Here is a 25,694-nt window from a genome sequence, read left to right on the forward strand (position 1 = left end):
CTCACCGTCCGCCGAAGGAGGGCCGGGTCGCAAAACCGGTATACAGACCCTTCCTAACCAGCGTCCTCGACGCTCACGATCTCGTATTCCGTCGAACCGCGCGGCGTGGAGACCACCACGCGTTCTCCCGGGCGGCGCTTGAGTACGGCACGCCCCACCGGGGAGGCGTGGGAGAGCTTGCCGCTCGTGGGGTCGGACTCGTTGGCACCCACGATCTCGAAGGTGCGCTCCTTCCCCTCGCCTACGGCCCGTATCGTGACCCGGCTGCCCAGCTCGACCGCTCCTCCGTTGGAGGCGGAGCGCTCGACGACCCGTGCGTTGCGCAGCCGGCGTTGGATCTCGCTGATCCTTCGCTCGAGCAGGTACTGCTCGTTCTTCGCGTCGTCGTACTCCGAGTTCTCGGAAAGATCCCCGAACTCCCGGGCCTGGCGTATGCGGTCGGCAACCTCCTTGCGCCTGTGCTCGGTCAGGTAGGCGAGCTCTTCCTGCAGTTTCTTGTAACCTTCCGGAGTCAGCAGTTCCTGGTTCTTCTCGCTCATAAGCTGGGAGAGTATAAGAGGGCAACCGGCAAGTTTCAACGAAGCCGCGGGAACTTTTCGAACGGTCTCACACCGCGTTCATCTCGTAGAGCAACTTGAGTCCCTTGAGCGTGAGGGCGGGATCGAAAACCTCTATCTCCCGACAGTGATCGACGATGACCGGGGCAGGTCCTCCGGTGGCCACCACCTTCGTCTCTTCTTCGGCGCCGAGCTCCACCTTGAAACGGCGGATGAGCGAGTCCACGGCCCCTGCGTACCCGTAGACGAAACCGCTGCGGATCGAATCCGGGGTGTTGGTCGCGATGGCCTTGGGAACCTTCTCCTCCAGATCCACGCTGGTGAGCTTGGCGGCCCGAGAGACGAGAGCTTCGAGCGAGACGTAGATGCCGGGCATGATCGCCCCCCCAAGGTAGCTCGAACTGGTGTCTACGGCACAGACGGTCGTAGCCGTGCCGAAATCCACGATTATCACCGGGGTGCCGTAGAGACGGCTCGCGGCGACCGAGTTGACTATCCGGTCGGAACCGACCTGCGCCGGGTTGTCGTAGCGATTCTCGAGCCCGGTCTTCATCCCGGCCGAGACGGCGTAGAAGGGAATTCCCATCAGGTCTTCGGCGAGATGCTTGTAGGAGCGGACGAGCGGCGGTACGTCGCTGGAGATGATCATGGCGCTCACGTCCTCCAGCCTGACCCCGCGCAACGCGAACAGCGAAGCACAACTCGCCCCCACCTCGTCGGCCATGCGGTGGGGCTCGGTCGCCATCCTCCACGTCGCGCGCAGCTCATCCCCGTCGAAGATGCCGAGCACGGTCTGGGTGTTGCCCACGTCAGCCGCCATCAACAACGCAGCTCCACCCCCTCTACCTCCCTGATGCCGCCCCGGTCCGAACGTCGCAGCAGATCGACGACCAACCCAGCACCGGGAATGCGCAACCCCGCGTCTATGTCCGCGATCCCCACGAGGTTGAACGCCCGGAGGATGCCCGGGTGCGGGAGCGAGAGCTCGGGCCACTCGCCGACCACATCATCGAAGAGCAGGATGTCGATGTCGATCGTGCGCGGCGCCTTCTCCCCCTTCCTCCGCCGTCCGAGCCCGGCCTCCACACCCTGGCAGAAACGCAGAAGCTCCATCGGAGATATCCGGGAGTCGACCTCCACGACGAGGTTGAGATAAGGGGGCTGGGGTCCCGAGACCTCCACCGGCTCTGTCTCGTAGAGGCGGGAGATGTCCTTAAGGGCCGTGGGGTAGCCCAGATCAAGCGCGTCGAGCGCCGCGCGCAGGTGCCCCAGGCGATCTCCGAGGTTGCTTCCCAGGCTGAGGAAGACCCTCTCACCCACCCCGCTCACCGATCAGAAGCATCCTCGCGACGTCCAGCGCCTCCCGGTTGGCGCGCACGTCGTGCACCCGGAAGATGCTCGCGCCGCGCTCGTAGGCCAGCACGGTGGTCGCCACGGTTCCGAACAGGCGCTCCTTCGGGGTCTGCACGCCCGTTATGGTCCCGATGAAACGCTTGCGGGAGGTCCCCACCAGGACCGGGAACCCGAGCTCGCAGATCTCGTCCAGCCGGCGCAAGAGCTCCAGGTTGTGCTCCACGGTCTTGCCGAACCCGACGCCGGGATCGAGTATGATCCTGCCGGGATCGATGCCGCACCCGACCGCGTAATCCACCCGCTCGCGCAGGAAGTCCCTCACCTCGCGCACCACATCCTCGTAGCGCGGGTCCCGCTGCATCGTCCTCGGCTCCCCGAGCATGTGCATGAGCACGACCTCACAGCCAGCCCCGGCGACCACCGAAGCCATCCGCTCGTCCCCCCGCAACGCGGTGACGTCGTTGACGATGCTCGCCCCCTCCTCGAGAGCGGCCTCCGCGGTTTGCGCGTGGTAGGTGTCGATGGAGATCTTCGTTCCCGGCCGAGCGTCGAGGACGGCACGGATGGCGGGCAGCACCCGCCTCTGCTCCTCCTCCTGCGGTACGGGCTCGGCGCCGGGGCGGGTGGACTCGCCGCCTACATCGAGGATCTCCGCCCCTTCGTCGAGCAACGCAAGAGCGTGCTCCAGAGCGGACTCGACAGAGAAAAACTCCCCCCCGTCGGAGAAGGAGTCAGGGGTGACGTTCAGTATCCCCATGAGGCGGGGCGAGGAGCCGGATACCCCGCACTCCCCGGCCCCGCCGGGTGCCTCTCGCGTGACCTGCCAGACCAAAACCCGAGGTCTCCTAGTGGCCGTTTCTCGCCGACGGGCCCTCGAAATGGACCTCGTCCACCGCGTACTCCTCGACCAGCCTCCTGAGGTGCTCGGAGTCGACGGTCTCGTACTCGATGAGCGCCTGGGCCAGCTTGTCCAGAAGCGTCCGGTTGCGGATCAGGATATCCTCCGCCGTGTCGTAGGACTCGTCGACGATGCGCCTTATCTCCTTGTCGATCTGGAAGGCTATCTCGTCGGAGTAATCCGGCTGGTGGGAGGCGAAGTCCCTCCCCAGGAACACCTGCCCGTCGTTGCGGCCAAGCGCGAGGGGGCCGAGCTTGTCGCTCATGCCGTAGCGGGTGACCATCTGCCGGGCGGTCTGGGTGACCCGCTCGAGGTCGTTGGAGGCACCGGTGGTTATCTCGTCGAAGACCACCCGCTCGGCGGCCCGCCCCCCGAGCATCTGCGCCAGATGGGCCATCATCTGCTTGCGGCTCATCATGAAGCGGTCCTCGGCCGGCAGGCTCATCGTGACGCCCAGCGCCTGCCCGCGCGGGATAATCGTTATCTTGTGCACGGGATCGGCGTCCGGCAGGAGCGCCCCGACTATCGCGTGACCGGCCTCGTGGTAGGCGGTGATCTCCTTCTCCCTCTCGGAGATGATGCGGGTCTTGCGCTCCGGCCCGGCTATCACCCGGTCTATGGCCTCCTCCATCTCGGCCATGCTGATCTGGTCCTTGTTGTGCCGCGCCGCAAGCAGCGCCGCCTCGTTGACCAGATTGGCCAGGTCAGCCCCGGTAAAGCCCGGCGTGCTGCGCGCGATGGTGGAGAGGTCCACGTCGTCGGCGAGCGGCTTGCCGCGGGTGTGCACCTGCAGGATCTTCTCCCTCCCCGGCAGATCGGGCCTATCCACCACTATCTGCCGGTCGAAACGTCCGGGCCTCAGAAGCGCCGGGTCGAGGATGTCCGGCCGGTTGGTCGCCGCGAGCATGATGATCCCGCTCTTGGTGTCGAACCCGTCCATCTCGACCAGAAGCTGGTTAAGGGTCTGCTCCCGCTCGTCGTGGCCGCCGCCCATCCCGGCCCCACGCTGGCGTCCCACGGCGTCGATCTCGTCCATGAAGATTATGCACGGGGAGTTCTGCTTGGCCTGCTCGAAGAGGTCGCGCACCCGGCTCGCCCCAACGCCGACGAACATCTCGACGAAGTCCGAGCCGGAGATGCTGAAGAAGGGCACGCCGGCCTCCCCGGCGACGGCCCGCGCGAGCAGCGTCTTGCCGGTCCCCGGAGGCCCCACCAGGAGCGCCCCCTTCGGGATGCGCGCCCCGAGCCGCTGGAACTTCTGCGGGTTCTCAAGGAACTCCTTGATCTCGGTGAGCTCCTGGACCGCCTCGTCGGCCCCGGCCACGTCCTTGAACGTCACCTTGGGCTGGTCCTTGCTCATCCGCTTGGCCCGGCTCTTGCCGAAGCTCATCACCCGGTTGCCCCCACCCTGCATGCTGCTCATGAACAGGACGAAGAGGATCAGGATGAGAATCGCAGGAGCGAGGTAACTGAGCAGGTTGAGCCAGAAGCCGGACTTCTGCACGTCGGTGACGAACGCTATGCCGTTCTGGTTGAGAACGTGCGCCACGTCGTAACCGCTCGGGTAGGAGTACTGGAAGTGCCGGCCGTTCTTCAGCTTGCCCGTCACCTTCTGCTCCTGGTCATGGACCGTGAGCATGTTGCTGCTGTTGTTCGGAACGTTGGTGACGAACTCGTGCTGCTTGACGGCCTTGATCCACTGCTGGGAGTTGAGTGTCTCTACGTTCTGGTTGCCCGTGGAGAGCACCCGTACCAGGATAACGGCGAAGACCAGCAGTATGATGAAATACAGTAGTCCGCCGTTTCTCAAGAATCTGCCCAACTCTCTAACCTCTCACGAAATACGGCAAGGGACACCGGAATTATACTACCCGGCCCGCTCCGGCAAGCGGAGGCTCTCCGCGACTCTAGCGCTCCCCGTCTCCCTGGAACACCTCGGGCTTGAGCACGCAGATGTCGGGGAGGTTGCGGTACGCCCCGGCGTAGTCGAGTCCGTACCCGACGACGAACTCGTCCGGCACCTCAAAGCCCAGGTACTTCACCTCTATCTCAACCCTCCTGCGGCTCGGCTTGCTGAGAAGCGCAAAGATCTCCAAAGACGCCGGGTTGCGCGCAAGCAGCGACCTCCTCAGGTAGGAGAGGGTCAGCCCCGTGTCGATTATGTCCTCCACGATGAGCACGTGCCGGCCGGTTATATCCTCTTCGAGGTCTTTGAGGATGCGCACCACCCCGCTGGAGGAGGTGCCCGTCCCGTAGGAGGAGATGTCCATGAAGTCTATCTCGCACGGCAGGTCGATGTAGCGCATGAGGTCCCCGAGCACGATCACCGCCCCGCGCAGGATACAGACGAGCAGCGGGCTCTTGCCCTGGTAATCCTCGGTGATCCTCTCCCCCAGCTCGCGCACCTTCTGCTGGATCTCCTCGGAAGGGATGAGGATCTTCTCCACGTCGGGCATCATGCTCTTCATCTCCATGGGCTCCCCTTCACCTCCAGCCTGAGCGCTTTGCGTGTCCTGCGGCCGACCTTGAACTCCTCACCAAGCTCACCGAGGAAGATCCAGGCCACCTCCCCACGTTCGTCGACCACGACGGGGGTCCTGCGCCTGCGATCTCTGGGCACTTTGCGGTCCATCATGGCCCGCATGACCTTCTTGCTCCCCCCGAGCCCCAGCGGTTCGATGACGTCTCCCTCGCGTGCCATCCTCAGCCTGTAGGGGCCGAGGGAGGCGTCCAGGTAGGCGACCTCCGGACGGGCGGCATCTTCTACATTAAAGCCGGAATCTTCCCTCACTTCCAAGGTCCACCCGCAGAAAGAGACGATGCCGGGACGCAGCGCTTCCTCTCGTTCGTCCGGCACGGGCCTGCGGTAGAGGGCCACATCTCCACCGGGACGGCTGGCGGCCACGATACCACCGGGGAGATCGAGGGTCTTCGTGGGCCCTCCCCACCGCGACAGACTGAGTACATCATCGACCGCCCTGGCCTCCGGGGGCGGAGACCCGGGACGGAGTCGGGCGTACGCCATCCTGACCGCGTGGCGCCGCAGAGCGGGATGGGCGGCTTCGATCTCCTCCCGGACCAGGAGCACCTCTTCCCCGCGCACCTCCAGCAGGCTGCCGGAGATCTTCTCCAGGGCCTCGAGATCCTCGCGGACGAGGGCGGCCATGCGGGCGATGTTCGCGGCCGCGCCCGGGTACAGCTCCTCCAGCACCGGCATCACCTCCAGGCGCACCCGGTTGCGGGCGTACTCCGGGAGCAGGTTGGTGCTGTCCGTCCGATACGGCTGCCCGAGCCGCTCGAGGTAGGCGAGCACCTCGCTGCGGCGGCAGCCGATGAGCGGCCTCACGACCCGACCCGCGATCGGCGGGATGCCGCCGAGCCCGCGCAACCCCGCGCCACGCGAGACGTTGAGCAGCACCGTCTCGGCGACGTCGTCCGCCGTGTGCCCGGTGGCGATCGTGCGCATCCCGAGCTCCGCGGCCACCTCCCGGGCCAGCCGGTAGCGCTCCCTGCGCGCCCGCTCTTCGATGCCGCTCCCGCCGCGCAGTTGCAGGCGTCTCACCTCGCAACGCACCCCGAGTTCGGTGCACAGCCCGCGCACGAACTCCGCGTCCGCCCGCGACTCCTCACCCCTCAACCCGTGGTCCACGTGCAGCACGGCCGGGTCTCCTCCAAGATCGAGCAAGACCCTCAAAAGCGCCACCGAGTCCGGCCCCCCGGAGACGAGCACCAGCGGGCGCGAGAGGTCCATCCGGTAGCGTCGCGCCGTCTGGCGAACCCTGTCTGCGAAATGGTCGGGGAGACTGTCGTTCACGGAACGAGTATACGGGGTAGACGAAGACCCCGGGATCGCCCCGGGGCCGTGTAGTAGCGGGGGCGGGATTCGAACCCGCGACCTTCGGGTTATGAGCCCGACGAGCTACCAGACTGCTCCACCCCGCGTCGCGGGAGATAGTTTATCATCGGGTCGGGGTTTGTAAAGTCTCAGAGGCCGCGTACACACGAAGGATGGAAGGATCTTGAAGCAGGGTCGTGGGACCAGAGACCGGGAGCAGATCGAGGGGGCCTCGGGCCGGGAGGAAGCCGACGAGATCCGGTGCGAGGTCTGTGGGACGGAGATGTACGAGCTCCACTGCGAGCTCGTCTGCCCCAACTGCGGCTACCGTCGCGACTGCTCGGACCCCTGAAGGACGGAGGGAGTGACCTCGTCGTGAAGAGGCGCACCGAACGGTGAAAGAGACCGGCCAGGAGAAGGTACGCATAAGACGCGCCTGGGAGGGTGACGCGGAAGATCTGCTGAGGCTCCAGAGACGTCTCGACCGGGAGACCGCCTTCATGCTCCTAGAACCCGGGGAACGAACCACCACCGTACGCCAGGAGACCGAACAGATAAGGCGATCCTTCGACACGGGCAACCGCACGATCCTCGTCGCCGAGGCCTCCGGCCGGATGGTCGGATACCTGGAGGCGCGTGGCGGAGACTACCGACGCGACAGACACACGGCCAGCATAAACATGGGCATCCTCCAGGAATTCGTCGGGCGCGGGATCGGGACTGCCCTGATGTCTGAGGCCGAACGCTGGGCCCGCCAGCACGGGATACACCGTCTGGAGCTCACGGTGATGGAGCACAACGAGGCCGCGATCTCGCTGTACAAGAAGATGGGGTTCGCCATCGAGGGTCGCAGGAGGGAATCGCTCTTCGTCGAGGGCTCGTTCGTGGACGAGCTATACATGGCGAAGCTGCTGGGGCGCCAGGAGGAGCACGAATGAACGGTCCGTCCACACGAAACATATGAGCGTGCTTCGCCTGCGGGATCCTAAGCCCGTACCCACCGCCGGACCACGGCAGGATCAAAGCTCCTCGAAGGCCTTCTGCTCGGGGAGACTGGCGCAGTGAGCACGCAACACACCATCACCAACCTGCAGAACCTCATCGAAGGGCTGCCCGAAGAGGAGCGGGATCTGGCCCGGCGCATCTTCGAGGTCGACGTCTCGACCGGGAGGCTGATCGTCCCCGAAGGAATGCGAGCGTGGGTCGAGAAGACCTTCGGGTCGGTGGAGGCCGTCGAAGAGCAGCGCATCGTGCGGGTCACGAACAGGGTCACGCTGGAGGGGACGCTCTTCAACGGCCTGCGCGCCTCCCGCCCGCTGGATACGGGCGTGGACCCACGCCTCTCCGAGGAGATAGCGCGCACCGAGGGTGACCCCTTCTGCCGTCCGGAGGAGGGTACGCCGAAGGACGTCTTCGGACGCATCCACGGGGATCACGCGGTAACCGCCTCGAACGTGGCCAAATACGACGCGTTCCACGGTGTGATCGTCTTCGACGAGCACGACCCGCTGCAGCTCACGCCCGAGAGGGTCGAAGACTACTTAGCGGTCGGGATGGAGTGGGGGAAAAGCGCCCTCCGGACCGACCCGGAGGCACGCTACTTCTTCCTGATGTGGAACTGCCTGTGGCGCGCCGGGGGTTCGATCATCCACGGCCACGCCCAGGTGATTGCGGCCCGCTTCTCCCACTACCCAAAGGTCGAGCACCTGAGAAGGTCGGCGCTGGCCTACGGCCCCTCCTACTTCGACGACCTCTACCGCGTCCACGACGCTCTGGGGCTCTCGGTACCGGCGGGCGCCCGGGCTTTCGCGAGCCTCACGCCGGTGAAGGAGAAGGAGGTGATCCTGCTCGGAGAGAGCCTGGAAGACGGCAGCCTGCGCCGCGCCTTCGCCCGGCTCCTCACCGCCTTCACGCGGGAGCTCGGCGTGAGCAGCTTCAACGCCGCCTTCTACCTGCCCCCCCTGGCCCCGGTGCAGGAGGACTGGTCTTCGTTTCCGGCCGTGGTGCGCCTGGTGGACCGGGGCTCGCCCGCGAACCGCACCTCGGACGTCGGGGCGATGGAGCTCTATGCGGCGCCGGTCGTCGCTTCCGACCCGTTCGCGGTCGCCGAAGCGCTGAGGGGTGTCCTCTAGCGGGTTATCGTCTCGTCGTCGGGGACGAACTCGACGGCCTCGGGGTCAGTATGGAAGACCCGGACCCTGACGGTGGTGGCCGCGAGAAGCATCCCGAGGATCCCGGCGTGCAGATCCTGCGGGCGGGCGGGCTCGACCCAGCCGACCTCGGCGTTGGAGAGATCGGCGTCGGTGGTCACGAACCGTTGCAGGAAGAGGCTGAACGGAACCCTGAGCAGGAAGGAGAGCAAGACCCCGAGCACGATCATGGCGTAGAGTCCCTGGCCACCCAGGTATATGCCCACGCCGAGCGCGATGAGGAAGAAGACCGCGGCGAGCAGGTTCGCCGCGACGATCGTAGTGCCGCAGTTGCGGTGGATGGCGAGCCTCCTCTCGCCCCGCTTCAGGCGCTGGAGCGCCTCGCGCGCGGCGCTCTCGACTTCCTCGATCGAGCGCACGCCCTGAACGAAGAACCCCTCGTCGGTGGAGAAGCCGTTGAGCCTGCGCCCGGGCTCGCGCTCCATCATCACCGCTATCGTGGCGTGCTCGAGGGCGTGGTTGCGCCTCAGGATCCTGTTCCCGAACATCGCGGCGAGCTGTCTGGGGTAGACGAAGAGGCTGCCCAGGGCCTGAAGCGAGAAGATCACGGGCAGCAAGAACAGGAAGGACACGGCCAAAAAGGCCACGAAGAAGAGTAATATTATGCTCACCTTCTCACTCTCACCTTTGCGCTACGCATCTACGTCCGGCAATGAGTATACTCCCGCGCCACGCCGGGGGACGGTAAAGTTCTCACGGCCCGCTCCACCGGAAAGGGAGCCGGACCTCGCCGGGAACGTCGAGCTCGTGCAGGAGGGCGAGCGCGGCGAGAACGACTTCCCGGTGCCTGCGCGCGTCGTGGGGTTCCCCCGCCGGGAACCCGTAAGGGAAGGGCACCCGGGCCACCCTGGGGGCCTCGACCCCGTCCTCCATCGCGAGGGTGACCGTCGGGATCCCGCACCCCTCTATCGTCTGAGCTACCAGCCCCACGGACCGGTGGCACAGCGGTCAGGAAGGGGTCAGGAGCACGGCGTCGACCGCATCCCGGAGCAGTCTCCCGGCCACCTCGGGAGCGGTCTCCTCCGCGAGCGGTGCGGGATCGTGGATCGCCCCCATGAAGCTGAAGTGTCTCCGGTTGAGCTCTCCCACCACACCCTCCTCCGCGAGCTTCCGCAGGGTCCAGAGCGGGAAGACGCTGTCGAGGTCCTCCGCGGGCCGTCCCGGACGCGGGTAGTAGGCGTGGGTCCAGGTGAGCTCTTCTGCCCCGGCCGGGATCTCGCGGTACGAGCAGTCGCCCGCGGGGTCGTCTATGTCGAAGCGGGGCTGCTCCGGCAGGTGCACCCCGCCGGTCGAGACGAGAGCGACCCGGCATTCGGAGAGCGGCTTCTCCGGCCGCGCGAACGGCACCATCACGCGTTGAAGCGAACCAGCATCACGTCGCCGTCTCTCACGACGTAGTCGCGGCCCTCGAGACGGACCTTCGCCTCCTCGCGGGCCTTCGCCCACGAGCCGGCCTCGACGACCTCGTCCCAACGACCGACCTCTGCGGCGATGAAGCCCTTCTCCATGTCGGAGTGGATCCTGCCTGCGGCCTCCCTGGCGGTCGCCCCCTCGCGAACGGTCCAGGCCCGGCTCTCCTTCTCCCCGGCGGTGAAGAAGGTTATGAGGCCGAGCAGCCGGTACGCCGCCCGCACGAACTCCTCGAACCCACTGGATCCGACGCCGAGCATCGCGAGGTACTCCCCGGCCTCCTCCGGCGAGAGACCGGCGATCTCGTCCTCCAGCTTCGCCGAGAGCCGCACGGCCTCCGCACCCTCGCGCGCCGCCACCTTCTCCACCTCGGCGCTGTAGGCATCCCCCTCCGCGAGCGAATCCTCGTCCACGTTGGCCACGTACAGGGTGGGCTTGGCGGTGATGAGCGTCCTTAACGCCTCCTCGACGGGCTCCCGCTCCGGGAAGGTGCGCGCCGGGTTGCCCTCGGAGAGGTGCTCGCGCAGCCGCTCGAGCGCGGCGGCCTCCTCGACGAGGCTCTTCTCGCCGCTCTTGGCCGCACGCGAGACGCGCTCGATCCTGCGCTCCACGGTCGCGAGATCGGCGAGCAGAAGCTCGGTGTTTATCGTCTCTATGTCGTCCCCGGGATCCACACCCGCGTGCACGTGGGAGACGTTCTCGTCGGCGAAGCAACGTACCACGTGCGCTATCGCGTCACACTCGCGGATGTGTCCGAGGAACTGGTTCCCGAGCCCCTCACCCCGGCTCGCCCCGCGCACGAGCCCGGCTATGTCGACGAAGTCGACCGTCGCCGGGACCTTCCGTCGGCTCCGCATGACCCCGGCGAGCGCGTCGAGCCTGTCGTCCGGCACGGCGGCGACGCCCAGGTTGGGCTCTATCGTGGTGAACGGATAGTTCTGCGCCTCCGCCCCCGCCCGGGTGAGGCTGTTGAAAAGCGTGGATTTTCCTACGTTGGGAAGACCTACTATCCCTACTTTCATGAACCTATTGTATCCGCAAACGAGCCGCGGCACGCCCGCTCGGAGCGCGGTAAAATCGTGCATTGCGAGAGCGAGCAGCGAAGAGGTAGGGAGTCTTGGACAGGCAGCTCCAGATACAGATCCTCACCGACCACTATCAGAGGCCGCGCCACCGGGGACCCCTCGAAGAGGCCGACGTCACGATGCCCGGGGGCAACCCCGGCTGCGGCGACGTCGTCACGATCTACCTGAAAGGCGCAGAGGACGAAAAGCACCTCGAGGACGTGACCTTCGAGGGAGAGGGCTGCACGATAAGCATGGCGGCCGCGAGCATGCTCCTCGAGGAGGTCCACGAGAAGAACCTGACGATGGACGAGATCCTCGAGATGGACTACAACGAGATGATCGAGAAACTCGGCCGCCAGATCGTCGCCTCCCGCCCGAGGTGCGCCACCCTGGGGCTCGGTACGCTCAAAGCCGCGATCCGGCGTTACCAGCGAGACCGGCGGCTCGACGCGGCGGGGGTCGGCCGCGAGGAGAGCGAGGGGCTGGTCTTCGGCGAGGGCGCCGAGGAGGCGGCCCGCAGAAAGTAGCGCTCTTTTGTTTTATCCTTACTTCTGAGAACGAACCGCACCAGCGGTCCGTCCATGGAGTCTGAGCGGGGAGGAACAGATGAGAAGGCTTGCTTTGACGGTCTTTACCGTCCTCGGGCTGGCTCTGATCGTAGCGGCGTGTGGTCAGAGCAGCCAGACGGGCAGCAAACAGCGGAGCTCGACCGGCACGCAAGCCGTGTCCTCTTCGTCGGCATCCTCCATGAGCACGGGCTCGGGGCAAAGCTCCGGCAAACCCGGCGGAGATCGTGCGAGCTCCGGCACCGCGGCGAAATCCAAGCCCACGAAAGGCGGTGCGAAGCGGTCATCCGGTACGGAGCGGGGCAACCTCCCGGGCTTCACTGCGGCGCCGCAGGCGCAGGGAGGTACGCCGGGAGCAGCCGACAGCATCCGAAACGTCAGGTTCGGCCGCCACGGGAACTACGAGCGGCTGGTCATAGACTTCGGCAAGAACGGGGGGGCGGCGACCTCGGTCCCACGCTGGAGGCTCTCGAGCCCCGCGGGTGAGGGCTACAGCCGCATCTACCTCCCCGGGGTCAGGTCCACTTCCGCCTCCGGCAGCAATCTGGGCGGCTCCATCATGGACGACTACTACGTGGTCCGAGCCCCGAACGGGGGGCTCTTCGTAGACGTGTTCGCGACCGGAGGGTTCCGCTACCGGGTGTTCGGCCTGGACAACCCGGGACGTCTGGTGATCGATTACCAGCCGTCGGGCTCTGCTCTGGGACGCCCGCTCCCGGTGCGTGGCAAGCAGGTCGTCGTCATGGAGCCCCGCAAGGGTGAGTCGGTCTCGAGCCCGCTCACCGTGGAGGGCTACGCCCGCACCTTCGAGGGTCAGGTCACGGTCCTGCTCAAGAACTCGAGCGGAGCCGTCATCGCCCGCAAGAGCACGAAGGCCAACGACTGGTCGAGCACCTGGGGTTACTTCAGAACGACCCTCACTTTCCCGGCCTTCAACGGAAGCGGAACGCTCGAGGTAGGCTCCGCGAGCGCGAAGACCGGCCAGTTCGAGGGCGTGAGCGTCCCGGTCTCCGCCGGGAGATAGGAGGCTACCCCCTCCTGCAGGCGAGGGCTCCGGCGGCGACCGAAGCGACGAGGAAGATCACGGCCTCGAAGAACGCGGCGAGGGCGATGGAGAGCAGGAAGATCTGCCAGGCCTCGCCGGGGGTGAGGTGCAGGCCGGTGGCGTCGGAGAGTGCTGCGGCGATCCTGCGGGAGCCCAGGCTGCTCGCGGAGAGCAGCGCCCCCGCGGCGCTCCCCACGACGAAGACGGGCATCGCCACGAGCCCGGCGGCGAGCCCGGCCCTGGCTCCATCGGCGGGTCGGCCGCCGTGTTCCGTGGATCGAGCCACCCGCCGTCCACAGATCACGCCGACGAAACCGGCAGCGATAACCCCGGCCAAAGCGCCGAGAAGGGAGACTACGAACCCGACGACGCCGCCGGTTATCCCCCACCGTACGCCGGCACGAGCGGCCTCTCTCCAGAGCTTACCGTGATTCACGGGACGGCATTCTACAGCCTACCAGGCCCCTAACGCACGAACAGCCAGCCCGCGATCGCCACGCCGTAGATCACGATGGCAATCCTGAGCACCCGGTCGCTGAGCCGCTGGGCCGCCCACGCCCCGAACCTCCCCCCGACGATCGAGGCCGGTGCGACGATAGCCACCGCTCCCCAGGCGACCGGCGTGAGGATTATGAACCCCACCGCTGCGACCCCGCCTATTACGATCTGCAAAAATGCCTTCAGAGCGTTTATCCGCTGCAGGCTGTCGTCTATGGCTATCCCGAGCAGCGCCAGCACGGCCACACCGAGCGCAGCCCCGAAGTATCCTCCGTAAACGGCGGCGAGGGTCTGAGCGGCGAGGACGCCCAATCCCGGCCGCGTGCTCCGGCGCTTCTGGAAGCGGACGAGCAACTTCCCCACATAGGGCTGGACCGCAAGAAGAGCGCAGGCCAGCAGAACGAGGAACGGCACCACCCCCTCGAACTGGGCCCGAGAGCTCTTCAGAATCAGGAAGACCCCGATGGCGCTGCCCACCGTGCTCGCTATGGAGAGAGGGATGATCCTGCCCTTCTGCCCCGAGAGGTAGCGGCGATATCCCCATCCCCCACCCACGTATCCCGGCACGGCGGAGACGTTGTTGGTGACGTTGGCGACTATCGGTGGATACCCCACCCACAAAAGAGCGGGGAAGCTGATCAGAGAACCTCCCCCAGCGGCGGCGTTGAGCGCCCCGGAGAGAAACCCCGCACCCGCAAGCACCACCCCCTGCCACAGATCAAAACTCAAAACACCCTTCCGCTCTCGTCAAACCCTCCGGCAAAGATCAACCCTCAAAAACCTCCTCTGCCTTCAAACATCCTAAAAGCGTATATCCCACACAGGCCATTAAAACAACACCCCACCGTAAAGTCCTTCCCGATCCTTCGCTCATTTTTGCTCATATTCGACTTTATTTGACAATATATGACCGACACTGGTAAATTGTTCGTATCGGTGGGGAGAGGCGGATGAAAGGCAAGAGCGGGGACAGGAGCATACCGGCGGAGCGCAGGGCGCGGGTTCTGAGCCTGCTACGGTCGCGGGGGGCGGCGTCGGTGGCCGAGATCGCGCGGGAGACGGGGGTTTCGGAGTCCACGGTGCGCAGGGATCTCAGGCTGCTGGAAGAAGAAGGTGGCATACGCCGCTCGCACGGGGGGGCGGTGACGTCCGAGAGGGCGACCTTCGAGCCCCTCTTCGAGGACCGGCGTCGCAGCCACGCGGAGGAGAAGGCGAGGATAGGCGGGCATGCCGTCTCGCTCCTGGAGGAGGGGCAGAGCGTCATCTTCGACTCCTCATCGACGGTGGTCGCGGCGATAGAGGCGTTCGCGAGGCGGCCTCTCCGGATCACCGCGGTCACGAACGACGTGTATGCGGCCTCGCTGCTCGCGTCGGTCTCCGGGGTGAAGGTCCTGGTCTCAGGAGGGGTGGTGAGGGAACGTTCGTTCACGCTGCTCGGGCCCGAGACCCAGGCGTTCTTCGAGCGGCTGCACGCGGACGTCGCGCTCGTCGGGATACACGCGATCGCGGGCACGACGCTCACCGAGGCCGGGTTGGAGGTCGCGGCGGTCAAGCGGGCGATCATCCGCGCCGCGCGGAGGGTCGTGCTGCTCGCCGACCACAGCAAGTTCGGGCCCCCGGCCTTCTTCGACGTGTGCGCCCTGGAGGAGGTGGACGATCTGGTAACCGGCTCTTCGCTGTCAGAAGCGAAGCTGCGGGAGATCTCGAAGATCGGAGGATTGGAAGTACATCTCGTGTGAATGAAGCGTGGGGTAGGCTCCACGAAAACAAACGGGGAAAGGGTAAGGAGGATGAACACCGATGACCATGCAAAACGAAAGCATACTCGGCAGCACCGAAGGAGGTAGAGCATACACCCTTTATCTGATAACAATAGCGCTCGCCGGCTGGTCGCTCGCATCGTACGACCTCAACCTCCTGGTCCTCACGATCCCGAACATCTCACAGGATCTCGGGCTCTCGGCCTCGCTGGTGGGAACCCTGGTCTTCTTCGTCTCGGCCGCGCAGTTCGTGGTCACGCTCTTCGTCGGCTACGGGATGGACACCCTGGGGCGCAAGAGGATGTGGATGATCTGCCTCGCTGCGGCGGCGGTCTTCACCGGGCTCACCTTCTTCGTGCAGAACTTCTGGCAGCTCGTCGTGATCCGGATGCTCGCCTCGGCCTTCGCCCAGTCGGAACTCGCCGTCTCGATCACGCTCGTGAACGAGCAGGTTACCGCGCGTCGGCGGGGGCTCCTGTACTCCATCGTGCAGGGAGGCTGGCCGCTTGGTGTCTTCCTCGCCTCGGCGGTCTACACGCTGTTCGTCGGCTACGGCTGGCGCTTCGTATTCCTGTTCGGCGTCATCCCGATCATCGTCGTCATCATCGGCCGGGCCTTCATAAGGGAGAGCGACCGTTTCCGGCACCTGCAGGAGGTCAAGCGAGCCAAGAAGGCCGGGGACGAAGAACGCCTCGCCCGTCTACTCGAGAAGTACGAGGTCAACGTCGAAGAGGTCGAGGAGGTCACGCTCAAGCAGCTCTTCGCCCACCCCGGGCCGGTACGCCGCCAGCTGTTGCTCCTCACGGTCGTCTGGCTGTTCTACTCGAGCTCCTTCGCCGCCTCGAACCTCTACATCACCGACTTCCTCACCCGGGTCAAAGGGTTCACCGGAGGAGAGGCCGGGGTATTGCTCCTGATCTCCGGGGGGATAGGGTTCTTCTTCTACATCCTCGGCGGATGGCTCGGTGAGAAATGGGGCCGGAGGGAGGTTCTGATCCGGACGGCCATGCTCGTGGCACCGCTCAACCTGATCTTCCTGCTCGTGCACGGCACCGTGCTCGCCGGCATAATCTACTTCCTGATCTACCAGGTCACCAACGGAACCTGGTCCGGAGCAGGCTACGCCTACCAGGCGGAGAGCTTCCCCACCCGCGTGCGCGGCACGGCGGTGGGCTTCCTCGGAGCCATCTTCGCCGGCGGGCTCCTGATCGGGGCCGGCATCTGGACCATCCTCACCACCTTCACCACGGAGACCACGGCCTGGGTCGTGGTGGCCGTAGTGCTCGCTCTCGGTCAGCTGCTGACGCTCGCGCTGCGCAGGATACCGCCCGGGCAGGAGCTCGAGGCGATAAGCACCTGAAATGCGACCGCCCGCGCAACCGGCAGTCGCCATCGTCGCCGACGACCTCACCGGGGCGGCGGACTGCGGGGTGCAGTTCGCCCGCTCCGGGTACCGTACGGCCGTGCTCTTCCAGGACAGCACCACCCTGCCGGAGGCCGACGCCCTGGCGCTGGACGCCGGCTCCAGGGAACTGGGGAGAGAAGGAGCCGCGGGCAGAACCACCGAGGCTACAGGGCGCGTGCGGCACGCCTCCATCCTCTACAAGAAACTCGACTCCACCCTGCGGGGCAACGTCGCCGCGGAGCTCGGCGCCGCGCTCGAGACCTCGGGACGCCGGGCCTGCCTCCTCGCCCCCGCCTTCCCGGAGATGGGCCGCACGACCCGTGAGGGGACGCAGGTTCTCCACGGAGAGCCGCTACCCGGGGGGCACCTCCCGACCCTGCTCGAGAGAGCCGGGCTCGGTCCGGTGGAAGTGCTGGCGGCAAGAGCCCGCCGCGAAGACGCAGTCCGGTCACTCGCGCGGGCGCGATGGATCGTGGCGGACGCGGAAGAGCAGAAACATCTCGAGCACCTGGTACGCTGCGTTCGAGACCCCGCCTCCGTACTCTGGGCCGGCTCGGCGGGGCTCGCCCGGGCGCTCGGCTCGGTCCATCCCGGCCCACGGAAGGTGCCGGGCCCGCCCACCTTCTCCGCCCGCAGGGTGCTCGTCGTCGTGGGGAGTACCAGCGCCACCTCCCGTGAGCAGCTCGACGTCCTCAAGCAACGCGGCCTGGAGGTCGTCCCGCTCGCAGAAGACGCGACCGATGGCCTGCGCCGCGTCCTCACGGCCGGTCGCAGCGCCGCTCTGTGCTCCGCCCCGCAGAGGAGCGCGGGGGCGGAACAGAGGATATCCGCCGCACTCGCGCGGGTCGTGGTCAGCCTGGCCGGGGAAGACCTCTTCGACGCGCTGGTGCTCACCGGAGGGGAGACGGCCCGCCGGATCGCTTCGGCGCTCGGAGAGCGCGGTATCCTGTTGAGAGGAGAGGTGGAGCCCGGCGTTCCAGCGGGCACCCTGATCGGGGATCGCCCGTACCCGGTCGTGACCAAGGCAGGGGGCTTCGGCGGGCCCGAGACGCTCTGGAACGCGCTTCTCACCCTGACCGGAGGAGGACGATGACCGAGGACAGAAGAACACTTCCCATCGTCGCGGTCACGATGGGAGACCCGGCGGGCGTCGGCCCGGAGGTGGTCGCCAGGACATTCGCCGAGGAGGACTTTCAGCGAGAAAACCACGCGGTCATCGTCGGGGACGCGGGTATTCTCGGGCGCGCGATAAGCCTCCTCGGGCTCCCCCTGAGCATGAACGTCATAGGAGGGGTCTCGGAGGCCCGCTTCGAGCCGGGCATCGCCGACGTCATCACCCGGAGCGAGCTGCCCATGGACCTCCCGTTCGGCAAGCTCGACGCCCGGGCCGGGGACGCCGCCTTCGAGTACGTCCGCCACGCGACCTCCCTCGCGCTGGAGGGAGAGGTGGACGCGGTCGCCACCGCGCCTTTGAACAAGGAGGCGATGCACCTCGCCGGGCACGAATACCCCGGTCACACCGAGATCCTGGCGAAGCTCACCGGCACCAGAGACTACGCGATGATGCTCGTCGCGGAGGATCTGCGCGTCATCCACGTCTCGACCCACGTCCCACTGAGAGAGGCCATAGATCTGGTGCAGCCGGAGCGGGAGCTCACCGTCATCCGGCTGGCACACAGGACGCTGGAGAGGCTCGGCATCGAGGAACTCAGGATAGCCGTCGCGGGCCTCAACCCCCACGCCGGGGAGAACGGCCTCTTCGGCGAGGAGGACGAAAGGCTCATAAGGCCGGCGGTGGAACGGGCACGGGAGGAGGGGATCGACGCGAGCGGTCCCTACCCGCCGGACACGATCTTCTCGCGGGCCAGGAAGGGGGAGTTCGACATCGTGGTCGTGCAGTACCACGACCAGGGCCACATCCCGGTGAAGCTCTCTGGATTCGAAACGGGGGTGAACGTCACGGTGGGCCTGCCGTTCTTCCGCACCAGCGTCGACCACGGGACCGCCTTCGATATCGCGGGTACGGGTATGGCGGACCACCGCAGCATGAAGGCCGCGATAGAGCTTGCCCGCGAGCTGAGCGGCCGGATGGCGAGGAGGTGATGGAGGTGGAGTTTCCGAAGGTGGCGCTCGTGCGCCGCGAGTTCCCACGGCCGCGGGTGGAGGAGGTGGAGGATGAGCTGCGCAGGCAGTGCGCGCGCCCGGAGATCCGGAAGAAGCTCCGACCGGGGATGAGGGTGGCGATCACCGCCGGGAGCCGCGGCATCTCGGACATCCCGAAGGTGCTCGAGACGCTCGTCGGCATCGTGCGAGGGGCCGGGGCGGAGCCGTTCATAGTCCCGGCGATGGGCAGCCACGGCGGGGCCACCGCCGAGGGACAGCTCGAGGTGCTCGAGAGCCTGGGCGTCACCGAACGGAGCGTCGGAGCACCGATCCGCTCCTCGATGGAGACCGTCGAGATCGGACACACCCCACACGGTATCCCGGTCTACATGGACCGGCTGGCCGCGCAGGCGGACGGCGTGGTCGTCGTGGGCCGGATCAAGCAGCACACCGACTTCCACTCGGAGATAGAGAGCGGGCTCCTGAAGATGGCCGCGATCGGGCTCGGCAAGCACGCCGGGGCCCTGGAGCTGCACGCCCGCGGCATCCCAGGCATCCGCGACCACATGGTCGAGGCCGGAAGCCTCGTCTTCTCCTCCGGCAAGATCCTCTTCGGGGTCGCGCTCGTCGAGAACGCCTACGAGGAGACCGCGATCCTGGAGGTCATCCTGCCGGAGGCCGTAATCGAACGCGAGAAGGCGCTGCTGCGGCGGGCGAGAAACCTGGCCCCGAAGCTCCCCGCAGAGGAGATCGACGTCCTCTTCGTCGACGAGCTCGGCAAGAACTACAGCGGGACCGGGATGGACACCAACGTCATCGGCCGCTACCGCATCCCGGGCGTCGAGGAGCCGGAGAGCCCGAAGGTCAGGTACATCATCGTGGGTGACCTCAGCGAGGCCTCGCACGGCAACGCGCTCGGGGTGGGGCTCGCGGACTTCACTACGAAGCGGCTCTTCGAGAAGATGGACTTCGCCGCGACCAACCAGAACGTCCTCACCAGCACGTTCGTCGAGCGGGGTAAGATCCCGCTGATCCTGGAGAACGACCGCGAGGCGCTCGAGGCCGCCGTCCGCTGCAACTGGGGTGTCCCGCCGGAGAGGGCGCGCTTCGTGCGCATCCCGAACACGCTCGACCTCAGATACGCCCTCGTCTCGGAGAACCTGCTCGAAGAGGTGCTCGCGGCGGGCGACGCGGAGATCGTGGATGGACCCGCAGAGCTGAGCTTCGATGGATCGGGGAACCTGAGGCCGCTGGCGGAATCGAGCCGACTCCTGTGATCCGGGACCCCGCAGGCGCCGTATACGGCGTATCCGAAACCGGTCTCTGGAGAAAGGAGCGGTAATGGTCCAGCAGTCGTTCACGGAGGAGGCCCTCTCGCGGCGCGGCTTCCTCTCCGGCTCGGGCAGGCTGCTCGGCGGCGGGGCGCTGGCGCTCGCGCTCGGCGGCGGAGCCCTGCTCCCGAAGACCGCCGAGGCCGCGAACACGGCGGGGGACATCGCCGTCCTCAACTACGCGCTCACGCTGGAACATCTGGAGTACACGTTCTACAGGGAGGGCCTGAAGAGGTTCACCACCCAGGACTTCCGGCTCGCGTTCCTCAGGTACCGTCGCTACCAGAAGGCGGGGATACGCATCCTCGACGGCGCCGAGGTAAGGAAGTACTTCGAGCTCATCCGGGAGCACGAGCACGACCACGTCAAGACGCTGACGGCCGTCATCCGGCAGCTCGGCGGCAAACCCGTGCCGGAGTGCCGCTACCGCTTCCCGTACAAGAACGTGAAGGGCTTCGTGCAGCTCGCCCGCATCTTCGAGAACCTCGGCGTCTCGGCCTACGACGGTGCGATCCACAAGATAAAGAACCCCGACCTGCTGACCGCCGGCGCGACGATAGCGACCGTCGAGGCGCGCCACGCCTCCTACCTCAACCTCATAAACGGCTACGTCCCCTTCCCCGCCTCCTTCGACAAACCCAAGTCGAAGCAGCAGGTCTTGAAGGAGGCCTCGCCGTTCATCACCTCCTGCCCGCGGTAGGGATACCGCGGACCTCCTCTCGCCGGGGCCCCTTTCGGGGTCCCTTTTTCATCCCCCGGTACACCGGGCTTCACTTCGAGCCTCTCCGGGCTTACCATCGCCTCATCGGGAAAGAGAGGAGGGAAAGTTGGCCCGCATCTACACAGACCAGGACGCGGATATCGGGAGGCTCGCGGGGCGCACCGTCGCCGTGATCGGCTACGGCAACCAGGGCCGCGCCCAGGCCCTGAACATGCGCGACTCGGGGATAGAGGACATCATCGTCGGCAACGTCCGCGACGAGAGCTGGGACCGGGCGGAGGAGGACGGCTTCCCCGTCATGCCCATCGCAGGGGCCGCACGAAGGGGAGAGGTGATCCTCCTGCTCATCCCCGACGAGGTGGCTCCGGAAGTCTACAAGGAGCATATCGGGTCGCACCTCACCCCCGGGAAGACGCTCGTCTTCGCGAGCGGCTACAACGTGACCTTCTCCCACATCGAACCGCCCGAGGGGGTGGACGTGGTGATGGTCGCCCCGCGCATGATCGGGGAGGCCCTCAGGGCGCTCTACCTCTCCGGGGATGGGGCGCCGTGCTTCGTGGATGTCCACCGGGACGCCTCCGGACACGCCCGGGAGGACTGCCTGGCGCTCGCGAAGGCGATAGGCTGCACGCGGGCCGGGGCGATAGAGGTCGGCTTCGAGCAGGAGACCTGGATGGACCTCCTCGCCGAGCAGGGGATCTGGCCGCTCATCATGAGGATCTTCCTCGCGGCGTTCGAGCTCGAGGTCGAGGCGGGCATACCGCCCGAGGCGGCGCTTTTGGAGCTCTACGTCTCGAAGGAGCCGGCCGAGATCTTCGAGCGGGCGGCCGAGGTGGGCTTCTTCGAGCAGCTCAGGCTCCACTCGCACACGAGCCAGTACGGGCAGCTCTCCCGCCTCGCGGAGACGGACCGGGTTGGGATAGAATCCTTCCTGCGCGAGGCGCTCGAGGAGCGCATACGCTCAGGGAGCTTCGACGCGGAGTGGTCCGCGAAACGCCAGGAGGGGGAGAAGGCGCTGGAGGAGCTGTACGCCCGGGTGATGCAGCACCCGATGGTGCGGGCGGAGGCGAGCCTGCAGGAGATGCTCGGCGGGAAGGAGGCGCGGTGATAGACCTCGGCGGGATCGGCGCGGCGCGGGTGGTCGACCTCTCGGTCACGCTCTCCGAGCGGCTTCCGGGCACCTGGCCGGGACACATGAGCTTCGCCCACCACAACTGGAACTGGTTCGCCGAGGTCGAGGGCCCCACCGGCAGGACCCGCAGCACGGCTCCCTACCAGACCAACTTCATCGTCATCGACGAACACTGCGGCACCCACTTCGACGCCCCCACCCACTTCATCCCGCCGGAGGGCTCGGGGCTCCCGGCCGCGGGCCCGCTCGGGAGCCAGAGTGGGGAGAAGGTGCCGCCGGAGGAGCTGATGGGACCCGCCGTCGTGGTCGACGTGCGGTTCCTCTCCGGGCAGGGTAAACCCGGGGTGAGCCCCTTCATCGAGCCGGAACACATAAGGGCCTTCGAGGAAGAGCACGGGGAGCTGGAGGAGGGCGAGGTGGTGCTGCTGCGGACCGGCTGGGACCGCTACTACGCCGAGGGCGAGGAGGGCGAGAGGTTCATGCAGGCCCCGCTCGTCACCGGAGAAGCCCCGGGCTGGCCCGCACCCTCACCAAAGCTCGCCGTCTACCTGCACGAGAAGGGGATAAGGACGCTCGGCATAGACGCCCCGAGCATCGGCAGCGCACACGACGGGGTGCCGGTGCACCGGGAGGGCCTGGGCAGGAGGATGCGCTACGTCGAGATCCTGACGAACCTCGGAGAGCTGCCCGTGCGGGGGGCGTACTTCATCTTCCTCCCCCTCAAGGTCGCCGGATCGAGCGGCGGGCCCGGCAGGGCCGTCGCGCTGGTCCCACGGGGAGTATAAACAAAGGAACAGCCCATCCCCCGACATAGAGGAGGCCCAAGGATGGCACGAAAAGAGGGGTTCAGGCTCGGGATCTACGTGTTCGAGGGCGCCGAGATAGTGGACTTCGCCGCGCCTTACGGGGTATTTTCGGTAGCCCGGCGCTTCGACCCGGAGCTCGATGTCTTCCTCGTCGGGGAGGCGATGCGGCCGGTGCAGGCCCAGGCGGGGTTCACCGTCCTGCCGAACTACTCCTTCGGAGACCATCCGGCGATGGACGCTTTCCTGATCCCGGGCGGCATCGGGACCCGGCCGGAGATGCACAACCGCAACCTGCACGACTACGTCCGTTCCCTCCCGGAGGAGACGCTGCTCGTCAGCGTGTGCACGGGCTCGTGGGTCTACGCGAAGATGGGCCTGCTCGACGGGCTCGCCGCGACCAACCGCAAGGAGCCGGACAACACCGAGAAGCCCCCGAACGGCAAGCCCCCGATCGATCGCCTCGCCGACATCGCGCCCGCCTGCAGAGTCAGCCGGGCCCGGGTCGTGGACGCCGGGCGCATCCTGACGGCAGGCGGCATCTCCTCCGGGATGGAGATGGGCTTCTATTTGCTGAAGCGCGCCGGATACGACGAGGAGTTCGTCTCCGAAGTCGCGCGGGTCATGGAGTACACCAGGGCTTACGAGGCGTACCGCGACGACGTGGAGGTCGTCGGGGAGCGCTCACCCGGCGTATGATCTCCGCCCGCGCCGACGTGGTCGGGAGCCTGCTGCGTCCCCCCTACCTGCTCGAGGCCAGGGAGCGCCGCGCGGCGGGCGAGCTCTCCGCGGCGGATTTCAAGCGCGTCGAGGATCGGGCCGTGGACGAGGCCCTCGCGTTGCAGGAGCGGGTGGGGCTCTCTGTCGTGACCGACGGCGAGATGCGCCGGGAGTCCTTCCAGAGCCAGCTCGTCGAGGCCACCGAGGGTTTCGGTCCCCACACCTTGGACGCCTACCTCTGGGGCGAGTGGCACGGCGACGAGCGGGTGGGAGACAAGAGGACCGAGCGGCCACAGAACCTCGGTGTCGTCGGCAAGCTCCGGCGCGTACGCAACCTCTCGGTCGAGGAGTTCGTCTACGCCCGGGCGCGCACGGACAGGACCATCAAGGTCACGCTCCCGAGCCCTTCCCTGTACGCCAGCTTCTGGTCTCCGGAGGTCTCCAGAGAGGCCTACCCGACGCTCGACGAGTTCCTGGAGGACGTGGCGCGGCTCTTGCGGGAGGAGGTCGAGGAGCTGGTGCGGCTCGGGGCCACCTACATCCAGCTCGACGCCCCCCACTACCCGCTGCTCCTGGACCCGAAGACCCGGGCGTTCTACGAGGCGCGCGGCTGGGACCTCGACCGCTGGCTCACCCGCGGCGTCGAGCTGGACAACCACGTCATCGGGGATCATCCCGGCGTGACCTTCGCGTTCCACCTCTGCCGGGGCAACCAGGGCAGCCGCTGGCTCGTCTCCGGCTCCTACGAGCCGCTGGCGCGGAGGATCTTCGGCGGCATAAACGCCGGGAGGCTCATGCTCGAGTACGACGATAAGAGAAGCGGCACCTTCGAGCCCCTGCGACACCTGCCGGAGGACAGGACGGCGGTCCTCGGGCTGGTGACGACCAAGAACCCCCGCCGCGAGACCGTGGAGGAGTTAGAAGCACGCATCCGCGAGGCGGCCCGCTACGTCCCGCTCGAGCGGCTGGCGATAAGCCCCCAGTGCGGGTTCGCAACCTCGGTCATCGGCAACGCCCTGACACCGGAGGACGAGGAGCACAAGCTCCGGGTGGTGATAGAGACGGCGGAGAAGGTGTGGGGACGCGTCTGAGTCCGGTGCACGCCCGGATGAACACACCCGGTCACACCCTGCCGACGCCGAGCATGTAGATCGCCGCCTCTTCCCTGCCGTCCACGCCGAGCATGCCGTTCACCCGGTCGTCCAGGAAGGCGCCGACCGCGCACGCCCCGAGCCCCATCGAGGTGGCCGCGAGGTAGAGGTTCTGCCCCAGGTGTCCGGCTTCTATCAGGCCGTAGCGGTAGGTGCGGTCCCGGTACTTGAAGCGCATCCGCTGGAAGATGAGGGTGAGGATCAAAACCGCGTTGCACCGGCCGAGGAACCGCTGCCCGAGCCCCTGGCGCACGACCTCGTCGCGCATATCGCCCGCACGCAGCCTCTCCAGCGCGTGTTCCCTGAAATCGTAGTGGTAGACGCCGGGCAGGAGCCCTCTCACGCCGTGGACGACCGGGTAGATCTCCACGGGGTAGAGCGCTCCCGAGGACGGTGCGGTCCGCAGCTTGTAGCCCCAGCGCTCGCTGCTTATGCCGTCCACCAGGTAAAGCACCCGGGAGAGTTCCCCGAGCGTCATCGGCTCACCGGAGTACTCGCGGGTCGAGCGGCGGCGCTCCATCGCCTCCTCGGTAGGCAGCCCGCCATCCAGGCGCGGCTTCGGCAGCACGACTCTGGGCGCGCCCTCGTAGGTCTTGTAGAGCGGTGGACGCCCACCCCAGTCGGAGACCGCGCCGAACAGGTCCATCGCGCCGGGCTTGCTCCACTGGTGGTAGAGCAGGCCCAGGTCCGATCCCTCCGGGATCGAGCGCGCCCCGCCCATCCTCTGTCCGGTCAGGAAGCCGCCCGCACCCCCGACGACCAGCGCCAGAAAACCCCGCCGCGAGACGACGGCACGCCCGGCTACACGGAGCACCCGATGGCGGGCGGGTGCCCGTGCGGCAGCGGGAGCCGCTCTCTTCCTCCTCGATCCTCTACGGCTGAAGCGGAAGCGCGCGTAGCCGGTCAGGCGCCCCCAGTTGAGGACTACGTGCACCAACGCGAAAGCCGCCATGACGTACCCGGAGTAGGTGTGGTACCAGAAGTCGTTCAGGTCCCACAGGTGGGCGACCACGCCGGTGAGCGCGGTCGCCACCACCGAGGCCAGCAGGGCGGCGCTGATGAGGTGGTTCAGATCCTGGCGCAGGCGCCCCATGTTCTCCTCCGGGCATCCCGGACACGGCCCCTCCCT

29 protein-coding genes and 1 tRNA gene are annotated in these 25,694 nt (G+C 66.9%); 15 read left to right on the top strand and 15 right to left on the bottom strand.

The window, feature by feature from the left end; genetic code table 11:
• Positions 1–53: 53 nt before the first annotated feature.
• From greA to AC6EKW_RS10050, 8 genes are all read right to left on the bottom strand, one after another.
• Positions 54–539, bottom strand: a complete 486-nt coding sequence (gene greA, locus AC6EKW_RS10015) for a transcription elongation factor GreA (protein WP_273887759.1) — start codon at positions 537–539, stop codon at positions 54–56.
• 67 nt (positions 540–606) lie between these two features.
• Entirely contained in the window at positions 607–1,377 is a 771-nt protein-coding gene (locus AC6EKW_RS10020; RefSeq protein ID WP_273887797.1) for a type III pantothenate kinase, read from the bottom strand.
• Positions 1,377–1,886: a 2-amino-4-hydroxy-6-hydroxymethyldihydropteridine diphosphokinase gene (gene folK / locus AC6EKW_RS10025; protein WP_498514298.1), complete on the bottom strand. Its 510-nt coding sequence runs from the start codon at positions 1,884–1,886 to the stop codon at positions 1,377–1,379. Before folK ends, AC6EKW_RS10020 begins: the two co-directional genes overlap by 1 nt.
• Entirely contained in the window at positions 1,870–2,742 is an 873-nt protein-coding gene (gene folP, locus AC6EKW_RS10030; RefSeq protein ID WP_498514299.1) for a dihydropteroate synthase, read from the bottom strand. The genes folK and folP overlap by 17 nt, the downstream gene beginning before the upstream one ends.
• A gap of 13 nt (positions 2,743–2,755) precedes the next feature.
• A complete protein-coding gene (gene ftsH / locus AC6EKW_RS10035) occupies positions 2,756–4,630 on the bottom strand; it encodes an ATP-dependent zinc metalloprotease FtsH (protein WP_273887763.1) in 1,875 nt (624 codons plus the stop codon).
• An 85-nt stretch (positions 4,631–4,715) separates the two neighbouring features.
• Positions 4,716–5,267, bottom strand: coding sequence for a hypoxanthine phosphoribosyltransferase (gene hpt, locus AC6EKW_RS10040; protein ID WP_498514310.1), 552 nt, complete (start codon positions 5,265–5,267; stop codon positions 4,716–4,718).
• A gap of 5 nt (positions 5,268–5,272) precedes the next feature.
• A complete protein-coding gene (tilS, locus tag AC6EKW_RS10045; protein ID WP_498514300.1) occupies positions 5,273–6,622 on the bottom strand; it encodes a tRNA lysidine(34) synthetase TilS in 1,350 nt (449 codons plus the stop codon).
• 54 nt (positions 6,623–6,676) lie between these two features.
• Positions 6,677–6,750: transfer RNA gene (locus AC6EKW_RS10050), tRNA-Met, on the bottom strand.
• A 77-nt stretch (positions 6,751–6,827) separates the two neighbouring features.
• Between AC6EKW_RS10050 and AC6EKW_RS10055 the strand changes: the two genes are divergently transcribed.
• From AC6EKW_RS10055 to AC6EKW_RS10065, 3 genes are all read left to right on the top strand, one after another.
• On the top strand, positions 6,828–6,995 hold the full coding sequence (locus AC6EKW_RS10055) for an HVO_2523 family zinc finger protein (RefSeq protein WP_498514301.1): 168 nt from the start codon (positions 6,828–6,830) through the stop codon (positions 6,993–6,995).
• Positions 6,996–7,038: 43 nt separating this feature from the next.
• Complete coding sequence (locus AC6EKW_RS10060) at positions 7,039–7,581, top strand: GNAT family N-acetyltransferase (protein WP_498514302.1); 543 nt, start codon at positions 7,039–7,041, stop codon at positions 7,579–7,581.
• A 123-nt stretch (positions 7,582–7,704) separates the two neighbouring features.
• The gene (locus AC6EKW_RS10065) at positions 7,705–8,775 is read left to right on the top strand and encodes a hypothetical protein (RefSeq protein WP_273887767.1); all 1,071 of its coding nucleotides are present in this window, start codon (positions 7,705–7,707) and stop codon (positions 8,773–8,775) included.
• Here the strand turns inward: AC6EKW_RS10065 and AC6EKW_RS10070 are convergent.
• The 4 genes from AC6EKW_RS10070 to ychF form a co-directional block, all read right to left on the bottom strand.
• Positions 8,772–9,464 carry a DUF6391 domain-containing protein gene (locus AC6EKW_RS10070; RefSeq protein WP_273887768.1) on the bottom strand — a complete coding sequence of 231 codons (693 nt, stop codon included), beginning with the start codon at positions 9,462–9,464 and terminating at the stop codon, positions 8,772–8,774. The genes AC6EKW_RS10065 and AC6EKW_RS10070 overlap by 4 nt on opposite strands.
• An 82-nt stretch (positions 9,465–9,546) precedes the next feature.
• Positions 9,547–9,783: a hypothetical protein gene (locus AC6EKW_RS10075; RefSeq protein ID WP_498514303.1), complete on the bottom strand. Its 237-nt coding sequence runs from the start codon at positions 9,781–9,783 to the stop codon at positions 9,547–9,549.
• Positions 9,784–9,801: 18 nt separating this feature from the next.
• A complete protein-coding gene (locus AC6EKW_RS10080; protein ID WP_273887799.1) occupies positions 9,802–10,203 on the bottom strand; it encodes a glycine/sarcosine/betaine reductase selenoprotein B family protein in 402 nt (133 codons plus the stop codon).
• A complete protein-coding gene (gene ychF / locus AC6EKW_RS10085; RefSeq protein WP_273887770.1) occupies positions 10,203–11,285 on the bottom strand; it encodes a redox-regulated ATPase YchF in 1,083 nt (360 codons plus the stop codon). Before ychF ends, AC6EKW_RS10080 begins: the two co-directional genes overlap by 1 nt.
• A gap of 95 nt (positions 11,286–11,380) precedes the next feature.
• Between ychF and AC6EKW_RS10090 the strand changes: the two genes are divergently transcribed.
• Positions 11,381–11,857 carry an iron-sulfur cluster assembly scaffold protein gene (locus AC6EKW_RS10090; protein ID WP_273887772.1) on the top strand — a complete coding sequence of 159 codons (477 nt, stop codon included), beginning with the start codon at positions 11,381–11,383 and terminating at the stop codon, positions 11,855–11,857.
• Positions 11,858–11,936: 79 nt separating this feature from the next.
• On the top strand, positions 11,937–12,920 hold the full coding sequence (locus AC6EKW_RS10095) for a Gmad2 immunoglobulin-like domain-containing protein (RefSeq protein ID WP_498514304.1): 984 nt from the start codon (positions 11,937–11,939) through the stop codon (positions 12,918–12,920).
• A gap of 4 nt (positions 12,921–12,924) precedes the next feature.
• On the opposite strand, the gene AC6EKW_RS10100 is transcribed toward AC6EKW_RS10095, so the two are convergent.
• A complete protein-coding gene (locus tag AC6EKW_RS10100; protein ID WP_273887774.1) occupies positions 12,925–13,377 on the bottom strand; it encodes a hypothetical protein in 453 nt (150 codons plus the stop codon).
• 29 nt (positions 13,378–13,406) lie between these two features.
• Entirely contained in the window at positions 13,407–14,168 is a 762-nt protein-coding gene (locus tag AC6EKW_RS10105; RefSeq protein ID WP_273887775.1) for a sulfite exporter TauE/SafE family protein, read from the bottom strand.
• Between the two features lie 221 nt (positions 14,169–14,389).
• Here AC6EKW_RS10105 and AC6EKW_RS10110 point away from each other — a divergent pair, with 221 nt between their 5' ends.
• From AC6EKW_RS10110 to AC6EKW_RS10155, 10 genes are all read left to right on the top strand, one after another.
• Positions 14,390–15,178, top strand: a complete 789-nt coding sequence (locus tag AC6EKW_RS10110; protein ID WP_273887776.1) for a DeoR/GlpR family DNA-binding transcription regulator — start codon at positions 14,390–14,392, stop codon at positions 15,176–15,178.
• A gap of 61 nt (positions 15,179–15,239) precedes the next feature.
• Positions 15,240–16,559, top strand: a complete 1,320-nt coding sequence (locus AC6EKW_RS10115) for an MFS transporter (RefSeq protein WP_273887777.1) — start codon at positions 15,240–15,242, stop codon at positions 16,557–16,559.
• 1 nt (position 16,560) lies between these two features.
• Positions 16,561–17,697, top strand: a complete 1,137-nt coding sequence (locus AC6EKW_RS10120; protein WP_273887778.1) for a four-carbon acid sugar kinase family protein — start codon at positions 16,561–16,563, stop codon at positions 17,695–17,697.
• Positions 17,694–18,707 carry a 4-hydroxythreonine-4-phosphate dehydrogenase PdxA gene (gene pdxA, locus AC6EKW_RS10125; RefSeq protein ID WP_273887779.1) on the top strand — a complete coding sequence of 338 codons (1,014 nt, stop codon included), beginning with the start codon at positions 17,694–17,696 and terminating at the stop codon, positions 18,705–18,707. The genes AC6EKW_RS10120 and pdxA overlap by 4 nt, the downstream gene beginning before the upstream one ends.
• A gap of 5 nt (positions 18,708–18,712) precedes the next feature.
• Entirely contained in the window at positions 18,713–19,984 is a 1,272-nt protein-coding gene (locus tag AC6EKW_RS10130; RefSeq protein ID WP_273887780.1) for a nickel pincer cofactor-dependent isomerase, group 22, read from the top strand.
• A gap of 64 nt (positions 19,985–20,048) precedes the next feature.
• A complete protein-coding gene (locus AC6EKW_RS10135) occupies positions 20,049–20,738 on the top strand; it encodes a ferritin-like domain-containing protein (protein WP_273887781.1) in 690 nt (229 codons plus the stop codon).
• Between the two features lie 127 nt (positions 20,739–20,865).
• Positions 20,866–21,867: a ketol-acid reductoisomerase gene (ilvC, locus tag AC6EKW_RS10140; protein ID WP_498514305.1), complete on the top strand. Its 1,002-nt coding sequence runs from the start codon at positions 20,866–20,868 to the stop codon at positions 21,865–21,867.
• Complete coding sequence (locus AC6EKW_RS10145) at positions 21,864–22,676, top strand: cyclase family protein (RefSeq protein WP_498514306.1); 813 nt, start codon at positions 21,864–21,866, stop codon at positions 22,674–22,676. The genes ilvC and AC6EKW_RS10145 overlap by 4 nt, the downstream gene beginning before the upstream one ends.
• Before the next feature lie 42 nt (positions 22,677–22,718).
• A complete protein-coding gene (locus tag AC6EKW_RS10150) occupies positions 22,719–23,393 on the top strand; it encodes a DJ-1/PfpI family protein (RefSeq protein ID WP_273887784.1) in 675 nt (224 codons plus the stop codon).
• Positions 23,390–24,505 carry a cobalamin-independent methionine synthase II family protein gene (locus AC6EKW_RS10155; protein WP_273887785.1) on the top strand — a complete coding sequence of 372 codons (1,116 nt, stop codon included), beginning with the start codon at positions 23,390–23,392 and terminating at the stop codon, positions 24,503–24,505. The genes AC6EKW_RS10150 and AC6EKW_RS10155 overlap by 4 nt, the downstream gene beginning before the upstream one ends.
• A gap of 31 nt (positions 24,506–24,536) precedes the next feature.
• Here the strand turns inward: AC6EKW_RS10155 and AC6EKW_RS10160 are convergent.
• A partial coding sequence (locus tag AC6EKW_RS10160) for a SagB family peptide dehydrogenase (RefSeq protein WP_498514307.1) occupies positions 24,537–25,694 on the bottom strand: 1,158 nt, incomplete at its 5' end.

This window comes from Rubrobacter sp. M3-4 (genome assembly GCF_059772285.1).

Excerpts from the sequence above, each read along its gene's own strand:
- greA (WP_273887759.1), bottom strand. The coding sequence starts at position 539 with ATGAGCGAGAAGAACCAGGAACTGCTGACTCCGGAAGGTTACAAGAAA.
- AC6EKW_RS10020 (WP_273887797.1), bottom strand. The coding sequence starts at position 1,377 with ATGGCGGCTGACGTGGGCAACACCCAGACCGTGCTCGGCATCTTCGAC.
- hpt (WP_498514310.1), bottom strand. The coding sequence starts at position 5,267 with ATGATGCCCGACGTGGAGAAGATCCTCATCCCTTCCGAGGAGATCCAG.
- AC6EKW_RS10080 (WP_273887799.1), bottom strand. The coding sequence starts at position 10,203 with ATGGTGCCGTTCGCGCGGCCGGAGAAGCCGCTCTCCGAATGCCGGGTC.
- ychF (WP_273887770.1), bottom strand. The coding sequence starts at position 11,285 with ATGAAAGTAGGGATAGTAGGTCTTCCCAACGTAGGAAAATCCACGCTT.
- AC6EKW_RS10095 (WP_498514304.1), top strand. The coding sequence starts at position 11,937 with ATGAGAAGGCTTGCTTTGACGGTCTTTACCGTCCTCGGGCTGGCTCTG.
- AC6EKW_RS10110 (WP_273887776.1), top strand. The coding sequence starts at position 14,390 with ATGAAAGGCAAGAGCGGGGACAGGAGCATACCGGCGGAGCGCAGGGCG.
- AC6EKW_RS10115 (WP_273887777.1), top strand. The coding sequence starts at position 15,240 with ATGACCATGCAAAACGAAAGCATACTCGGCAGCACCGAAGGAGGTAGA.
- AC6EKW_RS10120 (WP_273887778.1), top strand. The coding sequence starts at position 16,561 with ATGCGACCGCCCGCGCAACCGGCAGTCGCCATCGTCGCCGACGACCTC.
- pdxA (WP_273887779.1), top strand. The coding sequence starts at position 17,694 with ATGACCGAGGACAGAAGAACACTTCCCATCGTCGCGGTCACGATGGGA.
- AC6EKW_RS10135 (WP_273887781.1), top strand. The coding sequence starts at position 20,049 with ATGGTCCAGCAGTCGTTCACGGAGGAGGCCCTCTCGCGGCGCGGCTTC.
- AC6EKW_RS10150 (WP_273887784.1), top strand. The coding sequence starts at position 22,719 with ATGGCACGAAAAGAGGGGTTCAGGCTCGGGATCTACGTGTTCGAGGGC.
- AC6EKW_RS10155 (WP_273887785.1), top strand. The coding sequence starts at position 23,390 with ATGATCTCCGCCCGCGCCGACGTGGTCGGGAGCCTGCTGCGTCCCCCC.